The organism is Acidisoma sp. S159 (assembly GCF_009766125.1).
Taxonomy (GTDB): Bacteria; Pseudomonadota; Alphaproteobacteria; order Acetobacterales; family Acetobacteraceae; genus Acidisoma.
The window spans coordinates 62459-75365 of record NZ_LMUG01000032.1; the positions used below are offsets into that span (position 1 = coordinate 62459).

Genomic DNA, 12907 nt, shown 5'->3' on the forward strand with positions numbered 1-12907 from the left:
TCAGGCGGTCTTGGGATAGCTCCGTCCGATGCGCTATATCTCGACCCGCGGCGAGGCGCCCCCTCGTGACTTTGGCGGCGTGCTGCTGGCTGGCCTCGCCGAGGATGGCGGGCTGTTCATGCCCGAAACCTGGCCGGAACGCTCCGCCGCGGAGTGGCGTGCGATGCGTGGGCTGCCCTATGCTGAGCTTTCCGCCCGCGTCATCCATCCCTTCCTGGGCGAAACGCTCTCCTTCGAGACGCTGCTGACCCTCTGCCGCCGCGCCTATGCCGGCTTCGACCATCCGGCGACCGTGCCGCTGATTCAGCTTGAGGACGGGCTCTGGGTGCAGGAGCTGTTCCACGGCCCCACCCTCGCCTTCAAGGACATGGCGCTCCAGCTGCTCGGGCAGCTCTTCGAGCATGTGCTGGCCGAGCGGGACGAGCGGATCACCATCGTCGGCGCGACCTCCGGCGATACCGGATCGGCGGCGATCGAGGCTTGCCGGGACCGCGCGCGGATCAAGATCGCCATCCTTCACCCCGAGGGCCGCACCAGCGAGGTGCAGCGGCGTCAGATGACGACTGTGCATGCCGCCAATGTCTGCAATATCGCGGTGGCCGGCACCTTCGACGACTGCCAGGACATGGTGAAGGCGCTGTTCGCGGACACGGCCTTCCGCACGGACATGCATCTCTCGGCGGTGAATTCGATCAACTGGGCGCGGATCGCGGCGCAGATTCCCTATTACGTGGCAGCCGCCCTGGCGCTCGGCGCGCCGGACCGGCCGGTGGCCTTTGCGGTCCCGACGGGCAATTTCGGCAATGTCCTCGCCGCCTGGGCGGCTCGGCGGATGGGGCTGCCGGTCGAGCGGCTCATTATCGGCTCCAACCGCAACGACATCCTGGCGCGCTTCCTCGCCGCGAATGACATGTCGGCGCGAGGGGTCGAGCCCAGCCTGTCGCCGAGCATGGACATTCAGGTCAGCTCCAATTTCGAGCGGCTGCTCTTCGAACTGCTCGGCCGCGATGCCCAGGCAACGGCCGCCACCATGCGCGACTTCCGCGCCACCGGCCGCATGCCGGTGCCCGAGGCGGCCTGGCGTGAGGCTACCGCGCTGTTACAGGGTTTTGCTCTCGACGATGCCGCAACAGCCGCGGAAATCCGGCGCATCCATGCGGCGAGCGGCTATCTCGCGGACCCCCATACCGCCATCGGCATCGCCGCCGCCCGCGCGGCGAGCCTCCCTGAGCCCGTGCCCATCATCGCCATGGCAACCGCGCATCCGGCAAAGTTCCCGGATGCGGTAGAGCAGGCCACCGGAATCCGCCCTCCTCTGCCGCCGCGCCTCGCCCATCTCATGAGTGGCACCGAGCGCTTCTCGCGTGCCGCCAATGATATCGGCGCGGTGGAGAGCCTCATCCGCGCCTTCGCCCAGTCCAATCAGCCACCCGCCCAACAGACACAGGAAACCGCCGCATGAGCGATGCCATCCGGGTCGAAACCCTGCCCTCCGGCCTCACGGTGGTGACGGAGGAGATGACACGGGTCGAAACGGTCTCGCTCGGGGCCTATGTCGCGGCCGGCACGCGGCACGAGCAGGCCGAGGAGAATGGCGTCTCCCATTTCCTCGAACACATGGCATTCAAGGGCACGGAGAGCCGCACCGCCGCGCATATCGCCGAGGAGATCGAGGCGGTCGGCGGCCATATCAACGCCTATACCGCCCGCGAGCAGACCGCCTATTACGTCAAGCTCCTCAAGGAAGACCTGGCGCTGGGTGCCGATATCATCGGCGATATCCTGACCCATAGCAGCTTCGAGCCGGAGGAGCTGGAACGCGAGCGCGGCGTGATCCTGCAGGAGATCGGCCAGGCCAACGACACGCCCGACGACATCATCTTCGACCACTTCCAGGAGACCGCCTATCCCGGCCAGGCCATGGGCCGTCCGGTGCTGGGGACAGAGGGCGTCATCCGTTCGCTGCCGCGCCATGCGCTGACCAACTATATGCGCGCCCATTATGGAACGCGGAACGTGGTGCTGGCCGCCGCCGGCAACCTCAAGCACGAGGAGGTCGTGCGGCTCGCCGCGAAGCACTTCGCGGATTTGCCCACCAGTTCGCCTGACATGCCGCACGCCGCTGCCTATCGGGGCGGCGAATTCCGCGAGGCGCGGGATCTGGACCAGGTCCATATCGTGCTCGGCTTTCCCTCGGTCTCCTACAGCGACCCCGACTTCTACCCATCGATGATGTTGTCCACCTTGCTCGGCGGCGGCATGTCCTCGCGGCTGTTCCAGGAGGTGCGTGAGCGGCGCGGGCTGGTCTATTCGATCTATTCCTTCACCGCGCCCGCGATGGATTCCGGCCTGTTCGGCATCTATGCCGGCACCGGCGAGAGCGAGGCGGAGGAACTCATGCCCGTCACGCTGGAGGAACTGCGCCGCGTGCAGCATGACGTGACCGAGGTCGAATTGGCGCGGGCGCGGGCGCAGGCGAAGTCGAGCATCCTCATGTCGCTCGAAAGCACCGGCAGCCGGTGCGAGCAGCTCGCCCGGCAGATCCAGATCCTTGGCCGCATGATGCCGGTGTCTGAGATGGTCGCCAAGATCGAGGCGGTGACGATCGATGACGTCTGCCGCACCGCGTCGCGCCTTTTCCGGGCTACCCCGACACTCGCCGTTATGGGTCCGGCCGATAAGGTACCCGCGCTCCCCAGTATCACGGAGACCTTGGCGGCATGAGCGAGACCCTCACGAGCGACGCTGGCGTTGCTGCCCTGACCGACCGGCTCGGCGCGTTGCTGGCCGAGGCCAAGCGCGCTGGGGCCGATGCGGCGGACGCGATTTTGTTTTCCGGCACATCCCTTTCGGTCGCGTGCCGCCTCGGCAAGACGGAACATGTGGAGCGGCAAGAGGGCCGCGATCTCGGCCTCCGCGTCTTCCTTGGCGAGCGTTCGGCGATCGTCTCCGCCTCTGCGATGGACCCGGCGTCTTTCGCCGATATGGCGGACCGCGCGGTCGCGATGGCGCGAGTGGTGCCCCCTGATCCGCTGGCGAGCCTGGGCGAAGTTCATCCGGTTCCAGCCGATGACCTCGATCTCGATGACCCTTTCGAGCCCGACGTCGCCGTGCTCCAAGGCTGGGCGGCAGAGGCGGAAGATGCCGCGCGCTCAGTGCCGGGAATCACCAATAGCGAGGGCGGTGACGCTAATTTCGCGCGCGGTCTGTCCATCCTCATGACCAGCCGCGGCTTTGTCGGAAGCAACACGCGCACGACCTACAGCATCTCCGCCACGGCCATTGCGGGCGCCGGCGTCGATATGCAGCGCGATTACGACTACTCGAGCATGGTGCATGCCGATGACCTCGCGAAACCTTCCGAGATCGGGCATTCCGCCGCCGAGCGGGCTTTGGCGCGGATGTATCCTGGACGCCCCAAAACCGCGAAACTGCCCGTGGTGTACGACCCGCGCGTCTCGGGCAGTCTGCTCGGCCATATGGCTGGGGCGATCAATGGTAGCAGCGTCGCGCGCGGCGTGAGCTTTCTTAAGGATCGCATGGGGCAGCGCATATTCGCTCCGGGCATCACCATCAGGGACGATCCGCGCCGCCGCCGCTCCCTGCGATCACGCCTCTTCGATGGCGAAGGCCAGCCAACGATGGCGCGGGACTTCATCGCCGATGGCATTCTGACGAGCTGGGTGCTGGATATCCGCAGCGCGCGCCAGCTTGGCCTCACGACGACCGGTCATGCCTCGCGTGGTACCTCCGGGCCGCCGAGCCCCTCGATGACCAACCTTTATCTCGCACCGGGACAGGTCACGCCTGCCGAGCTGATGGCGGATATAACCGAAGGTTTATATCTCACCGAGCTGATCGGCTCCGGCATCAATCCCACAACCGGCGACTACAGCCGCGGCGCGGCCGGGTTCATGATCCGCAATGGCGCCATCACCGAGCCGGTCGCGGAGATCACCATCGCCGGCAATCTCATCGAGATGTTCGCGGGGATGCGACCCGCGAATGACCTCGAGTTCAAACGCGGCACCGATGCACCGACAATTCGCATCGATGGGATGACGATGGCGGGCGCCTGATTTTCGCCGCCCCATCACCATATCGTCATCTCCACCCCTTAGGAGATCAAGCGCGTCATGCGCCGCTTCCTGATTTTGTTCGCTGCCCTTCTACCGCTGATGGGCGCGCTTCTGGTGCCAGACGCCGATGCGCGTCTTGGCGGCGGCCATTCCTTCGGCAGCCGTGGCAGCCATAGCTACTTCGCCTCACCCTCGACACGGCTTTCGCCCAACTCGGCGCAGCCCTTCCAGCGCAGCCAGGCGCCGGCTGGCGGCTACAACCAGAACGGCTATGGCGCCGGTGCCGGCCTTGGCGGGTCGATGTTCAGCCGGCATCCCTTCGCCACCGGCTTGCTCGGCGGCCTGGTCGGCGCTGGTATCGGCGGAATGCTCTTTGGGCACGGCTTCTTCCATCCAGGCTACGGCTTCGGCGGCATGTTCGGTGTGCTGCTGCAGCTGATCATCCTGTTCTTCATCGTACGCTGGCTGTTTCGCCGGTTCTTCAGCGGTCGCGGGGGAATGGCCGGGGCGAGCCCCGCGTTCAGCCGGGGGCCTGCAAATCAAGGCTCAGGCTGGGGCGGGATCGCGGGCGGCATGGGCGGCGGCGCGGGAGGGAGTGCGCCGCTGCAACTGTCGCCGGAGGATTTCCGCGCCTTCGAGCAATGCTTTCTCTACACGCAGCAGGCCTGGGACAACCAGGACCTCAACGCCATCGGCCGCGCCGCGACGCCGGAGATGGTGGGCTACTTCCGCGAGCAGCTGACCAACCTGCAGCGACAGGGCCTGCGTAACCGCATCTCCGACATCCGAATCGAAGGCATGGAGCTGTCCGAAGCCTGGACCGAAAACGGCATGGACTACGGCACCGTGGCGATCCGTTTCTCCATGCTGGATGTCACGCAGGATGCCCGGGGCCAAGTGGTCGATGGCAGTACGACGACGCGCAGTCTGGCGACCGAGGTCTGGACCTTCCTGCGGGCCCGCAACAGCCACTGGGTGCTCTCCGGCATCCAGCAATCTCGATAGGGTTGCGACGGGGAGGCTCGCTGCGGCCTCCCCGGACTTCATCCCGCGAAAGCAAAGTGGATGACGTGAATACGCGCCGGAGGAGCCGCGCGGTCGTACGTCCTGCGTAACATTGGGCAATACTCCATTGCGCCTGCTGGAATCTTTCTCCAAAACTTAGGCAGGCGCGACCGCGCCGACTGAGCCGGGCCGCGCAGGCGGCGCTACGCGAAAGAAAGAGCTGGTGCGAAACAGCGATCCGCGTCTCCTCGCCTGCCTCCTCCTGGCCGCGATCGTGCCGCTGAGCGGTTGCAATGCACTGGTCGGGGAGAGCGCCTCAGCCGCCGCCGGTGTCGGCGGCGCCGCCATCTCCCGCGCGATCACGGATAATCCGACCGTCACCACGGCTATCGGTCTCGGCGTGCAGGCTGTCGCCCAGACCGGTGTTCAGGCCGAGGCGCGGGCGGTTCATCGCAAAGAGCAGAACGAGATCGCGGCGATCGCCGGAGGGCTCGTGCCCGGCACCGTGGGCTCGTGGTCGGTCACGCATGTTGTGCCGCTGGAGGCTGACGAGAAAGGCCAGGTGGTGGTGAGCCGGGAGATCGGCACGCCAACGCTCGCTTGCCGTGAGATCGTCTTCTCCGTCGATACCACCCAGAAGGCTCAGCTCGTCCGGGCCTTCTATACCGCGACCGTCTGCCGGGACGGCGAGACCTGGAAATGGGCCTCCGCCGAACCCGCCACCGAACGGTGGGGCGCCCTGCAGTGAAGCGCCTGACGCCTGCGGCCTGCGGCCTCGGGGCGCTCATTCTCCTGACGGGCTGCAGCGCCGCTGGCGGCATCGCCGGTGCCGTTGCCGGCGCGGCGACCGGCTCGGTCAGCATGAACCCGCTGGTTGGCTATGCGGTCGCCGTCGGCGTGCGAGCGGCGACCGATACAGCCGTGAGCTACGTCATGCGCAAGCGCCAGCAGGCCGAGCAGAATGCCATCGCGGCCGTCATCGGGCCGCTCCCGCCCGGCGTCGTGCAGCCTTGGGAAATTCAGCACGACATTCCCATCGGCGACGAACATGGCGAGGTGCAGGTCACGCGAGTGATCGACACGGCGCTCGCCGATTGCAAGGAGCTGGTCTTCTCGGTCGCGCGAAAGAAGGCGCCGCAGCCCGACGACCCGCGCTACGTCACGACAGCCTGCCACCAGTCGGGCGGGTGGAAATGGGCCGAGGCAGAGCCCGCGGTAGCGCGATGGGGCTCATTGCAATAACACGCTCCTCAACATAACGGCGTGCGGCGGCCCTTCTGCCCTTCGCGCCGCCGTCAGAATGAGGATTGCCCATGTCCGGATCTCCTTTAGCGCCTTCCCTCAACCTTGCCGGTAGATTGCCGAGCCATCGCTGGGGCTGGTTCGTCGGCCTCGGCGTGCTGCAGATCATCATCGGTATCCTGGCCTGGATCGATGTGGTGGCGGCCAGCATCGCCGGGACGATCGTGATCGGCGCGCTGCTGCTGATCGGCGGCGTCTTGCAATTCGTCCACGCCTTCGCTGTACGCGGCTGGAGCGGCTTCCTGCTCAACCTCCTGCTTGGCATCCTTTATATGGCGGGCGGCGTGTTGCTGATGGAGGAGCCGGTGCGAGGCTCGGTAATCCTCACCTCGATCATTTCGGTCATCCTGGTCATCGCCGGTATATCGCGCTTGATCATGGCGGCGACGCATCGCCACATGGCGGGGTGGTGGCTCGTGGTTCTGAGCGGATTGGTGAGTCTCGTCGTTGGCGTACTGCTTTATGCCTCGCTGCCCTGGTCCGGACTCTGGGCCGTCGGAACACTGATCGCGGTCGAATTGGTGTTCCACGGTTTTGCCTGGGTGCAACTCGGACTTGGCCTTAAGCGTGGCGCGCAAATCACCTCGGCGTCTCGTTGAATAGCGGAAATACTTCTCTTCCCCGCTGAACGATCCTATATCCCTCGGTCGAATGCAGGCTGTGGAGCGCAATTCACAATGGACGGTTCGGTGACTGGAATCTCGGGCGTGCCGGCGGCCACCGAGACCGATGTGTTGTGGTTTCTGCCGACGCATGGCGACGGCCGATACCTCGCGAGCGAGGTCGGCGCGCGGCATGTGACGCTCGGCTATCTCAGCCAGATCGCGAAAGCCGCCGATGAGCTGGGTTACTTTGGCGTGCTGCTGCCGACGGGGCGTTCCTGCGAGGATAGCTGGGTCGTCGCCTCAGCGATGGTGCCGCTGACCCAGCGGCTGCGCTTCCTGGTAGCGGTGCGGCCCGGCCTTTCCGAACCCTCCATGACGGCTCGCATGGCGGCAACACTGGACCGCCTGTCCGGCGGGCGGCTGCTGGTCAATGTCGTGGCTGGCGGTGATCCCTTCGAGATGCATGGCGACGGCGTGTGGTTCGGCCATGGCGAGCGTTACGAGGCGACGGACGAATATCTGGAAGTCTGGCGCCGGATGCTGGCTGGCGAGACCTTCGATTTCAAAGGCAAGCACATCACGGTGGAGGGCGCGAAGCTGCTCTATCCGCCGGTGCAGGCGCCACATCCGCCCTTGTATTTCGGCGGGTCTTCGGCCGATGGCCAGGTGGTAGCGGCCAAACATGCCGACGTCTATTTGACCTGGGGCGAGCCGCCGGCCGATGTGGCGGAGAAGATCGCTTCCGCCCGCGCCGCGGCCGCCAAAGAGGGCCGGACCTTCAGCTACGGCATCCGGCTGCATGTAATTGTGCGCGAGACCGAGGAAGAGGCCTGGGCTGCGGCCGACTCGCTCATCAAGCATGTCGATGACGAGGCGATCGCGACGGCGCAGAAGGCCTTCTCGCGGTTCGATTCGGTCGGGCAGCAGCGAATGAGCGCGCTGCATGGCGGCCGCAAGGACAAGCTGACGGTGAGCCCCAATCTATGGGCGGGCGTGGGTCTGGTACGGGGCGGCGCTGGTACGGCGCTGGTCGGCAATCCGCAACAGGTCGCGGATCGGATGAAGGAATACATGGCGCTCGGCATCGACCGCTTCATCCTGTCGGGCTATCCGCATCTCGAGGAATGCTACCGCTTCGCCGAGCTGGTCTTCCCGTTGTTGCCGTTGAAGAAGACGACCGGCAACGACCTCGGCGCGGCACGTAACGCCGGGCCATTCGGTGAGGTCATCGCCAATGTAGCGGCGCCGTCGCGGATGAAGGTTGCCTCGGCGGGCTAGGCCGGTTCGCGATTTCATTGCCGCGACCACGATGTGGCGGTTCAGCTAGCGTCGGCCGTCAGTCGTAGACGGGACGGAGACAGCCGCAGAACAGCTTCGACCACCAGGTTTCGGCGTCGGGCGGGCTCTGGCTGAAATTACAAGGTTGCAGGCTGTAATCCGGAGGTGACGGAGGCATTCTCACCGGCGCTCCCGGGCGAAAGGAGCGCGGTACTGCGTGAGTCTTGGCGAAATAGGGCGGCGGTGCAAAATCGTGGCTCGGATGAGGTGGCGGAGGATCGCTGTATATCGCGGACCACTCGCTAGCCGCCCCTGCTGCTGTGTGGTCGCTGTTGTCTTGCGCGCGACCGAATGCCCCCTGGATCTCGATGACCATTTTCATCCCGTGAAAGTAGATTCGGAGCGGCGCTTATCTTGCGACGCAATGCTGAATTTTTATTGAAGCTCGGGTCCTGCAGAACCGCGCTGAGACGAACCCTACACATTCGACGCTCCCAGGACGCCGCCGATACGAAAAGGGCGGCGCCCTACGGCACCGCCCAAAGTTCACGCCAGATGGTGGAGGAATTACTCCACCTCCTCCGGCTCCTTCTCCGTCCCGCTCTCGTCTCCGCCACCCGGCCGAGACACCGCGGCTGGCGCCGCTGCCTCGGTGACTTCGAAGTCGAGCGCGCCGTCCTTCATGCCGACCTTGACCGCGCCGCCCTTCACCAGGCGTCCGAAGAGCAGCTCCTCGGCGAGTGGCTTCTTGACGTATTCCTGGATGACCCGCGCCAGCGGTCTCGCGCCATAGAGCCTGTCATAGCCGCGCTCCGACAACCACTCCTTGGCCGCCGAGGACAGTTCGATCGTCACGTTGCGGTCGGCGAGCTGGGCCTCGAGCTGCATGACGAACTTCTCGACGACGCGCGCCACCACTTCCGGCGTAAGCCCCGCGAAGGCGATCACCGCGTCCAGGCGGTTGCGGAATTCCGGCGAGAACATACGCTTGATCGCATCCTCGTCCTCGCCGATCCGCGCTTCCCGCTCAAAGCCAATGGCGGGTTTCGCCATATCGGCGGCGCCGGCATTGGTCGTCATGATCAGGATCACGTTACGGAAATCGACCGTCTTGCCGTTGTGGTCGGTGAGTTTCCCGTGGTCCATGACCTGCAGCAGGATGTTGTAAAGATCCGGATGCGCCTTCTCGATCTCGTCCAGCAGCAGCACGGAATGCGGGTGCTGGTCGATGGAGTCGGTCAGCATGCCGCCCTGGTCGAAGCCCACATAGCCCGGCGGCGCACCGATCAGGCGCGAGATGGAGTGCCGCTCCATGTATTCGCTCATATCGAAGCGAACGAGCTCGATGCCCAGGACACTCGCCAATTGCCGCGCGACTTCGGTCTTGCCGACGCCGGTGGGGCCGCTGAACAGGTAGCTGCCGATCGGCTTCTCCTGATCCCGCAACCCGGCACGGCTGAGCTTGATGGCGGCGGCCAGCGACTCGATCGCCTTGTCCTGGCCGAAGACCATCGAGCGCACGTCACGCTCCAGATTGCGAAGCGTCTCCTTGTCGTCAGCCGAAACGGATTTTGGGGGGATGCGGGCGATCTTGGCGACGATCTCCTCGACGTCCCGCAAGGTCACGGTCTTCCGGCGCTTATGCTCGGGGAGCAGCATCCGGCTCGCGCCCACCTCGTCGATCACGTCGATCGCCTTGTCGGGCAGCTTGCGGTCGTGGATGTATTTCGCCGAGAGATCCACCGCGCCGCGGATGGCCTCATCCGTGTAGCGAACCTTGTGGTGCTTCTCGTAGACCGGCTTCAGGCCACGCAGAATGCGGAAGGCATCCTCGGTGCTGGGCTCCGCCACGTCGATCTTCTGGAACCGGCGCACTAGCGCCCGATCCTTCTCGAAGTAGTTGCGGAACTCCTTATAGGTCGTGCTGCCGATGCAGCGCAGGGTGCCCGAGGCAAGCGCAGGCTTCAGCAGGTTGGAGGCATCCATCGCCCCGCCGCTGGTCGCCCCGGCGCCGATGACGGTATGGATCTCGTCGATGAACAGCACGGCGGCCGCCTGTGCCTCCAGCTCCGTCACAACGGCCTTCAGCCGCTCCTCGAAATCGCCACGATAGCGGGTGCCGGCGAGCAGCGCGCCCATGTCGAGCGCGTAGATCGTCGATTTCGCCAGAACTTCCGGCACGTCGCCCTCGACGATCCGCTTGGCGAGCCCTTCGGCGATGGCAGTCTTGCCGACGCCGGGATCACCGACATAAAGCGGATTGTTCTTCGTGCGGCGGCAGAGGATCTGGATAGTCCGCTCGATCTCGCTCTCGCGGCCGATCAGCGGGTCTATCTTGCCGTTCTGCGCCTTCTTGTTGAGATTGACGCAGTAATTGGACAGCGCGTCCTGGCCGCGACGGTTCGTCTTCTCCTCCTGCTCCGACGAGTCCTGGGACGAGGATGCCTTATCCGCCCGAGGCGCGGATTTGCCCGGCGCCTTGGCGATGCCGTGGCTGATAAAGTTGACGGCATCGAGCCTGGTCATGTCCTGCAATTGCAGGAAATACACCGCATGGCTTTCCCGCTCGCTGAACAGCGCGACGAGAACATTAGCGCCCGTCACCTCATCCCGTCCTGAGGACTGAACATGGATCGCGGCCCGCTGGACCACGCGCTGGAAGCCCGCCGTGGGTTTCGGGTCGCCCGGCCGGTCCGTCGCCAGCCCGGCGAGATCCTTGTCGAGGAATTCGGTCAGGTCGGCGCGCAGCTTATCGAGATCGACGCCGCAGGCGCGCAACACCGTGGCGGCATCCGTGTCTTCCGCGAGTCCGAGCAAGAGATGCTCAAGGGTCGCGTATTCGTGCTTCCGATCGCTAGCCAGTGAGAGCGCGCGGTGCAGGGTCTGTTCGAGATTACGTGACAACATCAGTCCGACGCTCCTTCACTTCGCCCCTGTCGACGCACGCCACCGACACACCGTCGATCGAGGCCCGCCCAGGGGTAGCCAGTCTCCTATTCGCCTTCGCGCCGCGGCTGCGGCTCGTATTGAGTCATCATCCTGCACCATGAGTTCAGATGCAGAGATTAACTTTTGCTCAGGCTCACTCTTTTTCGCCTCCTCACCTAATTCTTTTTTGACCAATTCACTCTTTCTCAATGGTGCATTGGAGCGGATGCTGGTTTTGCCGAGCGAGATCCATCACCTGCGTTACCTTGGTTTCCGCGACTTCGTAGGTGAAAATGCCGCAGACCCCGACACCCCGCCGGTGGACATGCATCATGATTCGCGTCGCCTCGTCCCGTGACTTCTGGAAGAAGCGCTCCAGGATATGGACCACGAATTCCATCGGCGTGTAGTCGTCATTTAGCATCAGGACCTTGTACATGGTGGGCTTGCGCGTTTTCGCGCGCGTCTTCACCACGGTTCCGACGTTCGGAGTATCCTGGTCGCCGTTGCGCCTGCCGCTATCGCTCATCGCGCCTATCGCACTTCCTCTGGGTGACCGGGCGAACCTGACGGGCCGCGCCAATCTGCCTTATTGATCCAGGCGGCTGCCCAACCGCCTCCGTTCGAGACTCAGCATAGGGGCATGGGCGAAGAGACAGGAAGTCCAAGATTGCAGCGTCGCTCTTCCGACCCTGACAGGCCCTATGTGGGCAATCCATTCTGCGCAGAAAAGAGCCACCGCGCATCTGCTTTCAACGGGGCAGCCCGCAGTTCATGACGCGGCTGTGAAGTCTAGGCCCCCTTGTGTCACCGGGCGATTACTCCCGGGGAACGCAAAAGGGCCCGGGCGTTTCCACCCGGGCCCTCCAATTCGTCTCGGCGAGGCGGAATTAGGCGGCCTTACCAAGCTTGTCGACGGCAACGGTCACGCGGCTCGTCAGCGGCGCCATGGCCTGCTCGGCGAGCTTAATTGAAGCGTCGGTGTAGCGGCCGGACTCGCTCACGCTCTTCTCGATCGCGGTGCGAACGAGGCCAACATTGAGGTCCATCGCTTCCTTGAGCGACTTCACCGAGGTCAACGCCTTGGCGTTGTTCACAGACTCTTCGTAGCTCGCCTTCATCGACTCGGCGATCTGGCGCGAAAGGTCCTGCAGGCCGGCCATCAGAATCTGGCCCGACTTGATGAAGGCCTCGACGTTGCCCTGGTTGAACGCGACGACTTCTTCAGCTGACTTCATTGCCTTTTCAAGCCCTTCCTTATAGCGGTCCTGCGATGCTTCGAAACCCGAAGCGGCTTTGGTCATGCCGTCCTTGACGGCCGCGACCGTGTTGTCGAAGCTGCGATCGGCGGCGGCCTTGGTCTGCTCGACCACGGCTTTCGTCTGCTCAACAGCCTTCGCCGTCACCGTCTTCGCGGTTTCGGTGTTCTTTTCGATAGCGCTCTTCACTTCGTCTGCCATAGGCTGGCCCCTCCGTTTCGTTTCATTCGAGTACCCGGTTTCCGAGCGCTCTGCTAATGCGTTGCCCCGCCTTGGTTTGTCCGGTGGCAAAGGCCAGCGAGACGTCGTGTTGCGGTGCAGCAAAACCGCGTTTACAGAGCTAACACCGCTAACTCAAGAGAAATTGTGCGCTGCACAATAAATTTAATTTTCCTATCTCCGCCAAGGTCATAGGAAGCTTGTGAGGTCCATCCTCCAACTGATTGCAATT

General features: G+C 64.4%; 11 protein-coding genes. 8 read left to right on the forward strand and 3 right to left on the reverse strand.

What is annotated here, in order from left to right:
- The first annotated feature begins 28 nt into the window (after positions 1-28).
- The 8 genes from thrC to ssuD all read left to right on the forward strand — a co-directional run bounded on the left by thrC (position 29) and on the right by ssuD (position 8269).
- A complete protein-coding gene (thrC, locus tag GSQ92_RS08155; protein ID WP_158805899.1) occupies positions 29-1462 on the forward strand; it encodes a threonine synthase in 1434 nt (477 codons plus the stop codon).
- Positions 1459-2724, forward strand: coding sequence for a pitrilysin family protein (locus tag GSQ92_RS08160; RefSeq protein WP_159013348.1), 1266 nt, complete (start codon positions 1459-1461; stop codon positions 2722-2724). Before thrC ends, GSQ92_RS08160 begins: the two co-directional genes overlap by 4 nt.
- The gene (locus GSQ92_RS08165) at positions 2721-4079 is read left to right on the forward strand and encodes a TldD/PmbA family protein (RefSeq protein WP_158805897.1); all 1359 of its coding nucleotides are present in this window, start codon (positions 2721-2723) and stop codon (positions 4077-4079) included. Before GSQ92_RS08160 ends, GSQ92_RS08165 begins: the two co-directional genes overlap by 4 nt.
- 57 nt (positions 4080-4136) lie before the next feature.
- A complete protein-coding gene (locus tag GSQ92_RS08170; RefSeq protein ID WP_158805896.1) occupies positions 4137-5084 on the forward strand; it encodes a Tim44 domain-containing protein in 948 nt (315 codons plus the stop codon).
- A 223-nt stretch (positions 5085-5307) separates the two neighbouring features.
- On the forward strand, positions 5308-5832 hold the full coding sequence (locus GSQ92_RS08175) for a hypothetical protein (RefSeq protein WP_216850601.1): 525 nt from the start codon (positions 5308-5310) through the stop codon (positions 5830-5832).
- On the forward strand, positions 5829-6326 hold the full coding sequence (locus GSQ92_RS08180) for a hypothetical protein (RefSeq protein ID WP_216850600.1): 498 nt from the start codon (positions 5829-5831) through the stop codon (positions 6324-6326). Before GSQ92_RS08175 ends, GSQ92_RS08180 begins: the two co-directional genes overlap by 4 nt.
- Before the next feature lie 71 nt (positions 6327-6397).
- Complete coding sequence (locus tag GSQ92_RS08185; RefSeq protein WP_158805894.1) at positions 6398-6985, forward strand: HdeD family acid-resistance protein; 588 nt, start codon at positions 6398-6400, stop codon at positions 6983-6985.
- A 78-nt stretch (positions 6986-7063) separates the two neighbouring features.
- Positions 7064-8269 (forward strand): FMNH2-dependent alkanesulfonate monooxygenase, encoded by a 1206-nt coding sequence (gene ssuD / locus GSQ92_RS08190; RefSeq protein ID WP_158805893.1) that lies wholly within the window; start codon positions 7064-7066, stop codon positions 8267-8269.
- A 567-nt stretch (positions 8270-8836) separates the two neighbouring features.
- Here the strand turns inward: ssuD and clpA are convergent.
- From clpA to GSQ92_RS08205, 3 genes are all read right to left on the reverse strand, one after another.
- Positions 8837-11176, reverse strand: coding sequence for an ATP-dependent Clp protease ATP-binding subunit ClpA (gene clpA / locus GSQ92_RS08195; protein ID WP_158805892.1), 2340 nt, complete (start codon positions 11174-11176; stop codon positions 8837-8839).
- Positions 11177-11393: 217 nt separating this feature from the next.
- Positions 11394-11726: an ATP-dependent Clp protease adapter ClpS gene (clpS, locus tag GSQ92_RS08200; protein WP_158805891.1), complete on the reverse strand. Its 333-nt coding sequence runs from the start codon at positions 11724-11726 to the stop codon at positions 11394-11396.
- Between the two features lie 361 nt (positions 11727-12087).
- Positions 12088-12657 (reverse strand): phasin family protein, encoded by a 570-nt coding sequence (locus GSQ92_RS08205; RefSeq protein ID WP_158805890.1) that lies wholly within the window; start codon positions 12655-12657, stop codon positions 12088-12090.
- Positions 12658-12907: the final 250 nt, after the last annotated feature.

What these genes read in the sequence shown, in the direction of transcription:
- thrC (WP_158805899.1), top strand. Translation starts at nt 29, where the DNA reads ATGCGCTATATCTCGACCCGCGGCGAGGCGCCCCCTCGTGACTTTGGC.
- GSQ92_RS08160 (WP_159013348.1), top strand. Translation starts at nt 1,459, where the DNA reads ATGAGCGATGCCATCCGGGTCGAAACCCTGCCCTCCGGCCTCACGGTG.
- GSQ92_RS08165 (WP_158805897.1), top strand. Translation starts at nt 2,721, where the DNA reads ATGAGCGAGACCCTCACGAGCGACGCTGGCGTTGCTGCCCTGACCGAC.
- GSQ92_RS08170 (WP_158805896.1), top strand. Translation starts at nt 4,137, where the DNA reads ATGCGCCGCTTCCTGATTTTGTTCGCTGCCCTTCTACCGCTGATGGGC.
- GSQ92_RS08185 (WP_158805894.1), top strand. Translation starts at nt 6,398, where the DNA reads ATGTCCGGATCTCCTTTAGCGCCTTCCCTCAACCTTGCCGGTAGATTG.
- ssuD (WP_158805893.1), top strand. Translation starts at nt 7,064, where the DNA reads ATGGACGGTTCGGTGACTGGAATCTCGGGCGTGCCGGCGGCCACCGAG.
- clpA (WP_158805892.1), bottom strand. Translation starts at nt 11,176, where the DNA reads ATGTTGTCACGTAATCTCGAACAGACCCTGCACCGCGCGCTCTCACTG.
- clpS (WP_158805891.1), bottom strand. Translation starts at nt 11,726, where the DNA reads ATGAGCGATAGCGGCAGGCGCAACGGCGACCAGGATACTCCGAACGTC.
- GSQ92_RS08205 (WP_158805890.1), bottom strand. Translation starts at nt 12,657, where the DNA reads ATGGCAGACGAAGTGAAGAGCGCTATCGAAAAGAACACCGAAACCGCG.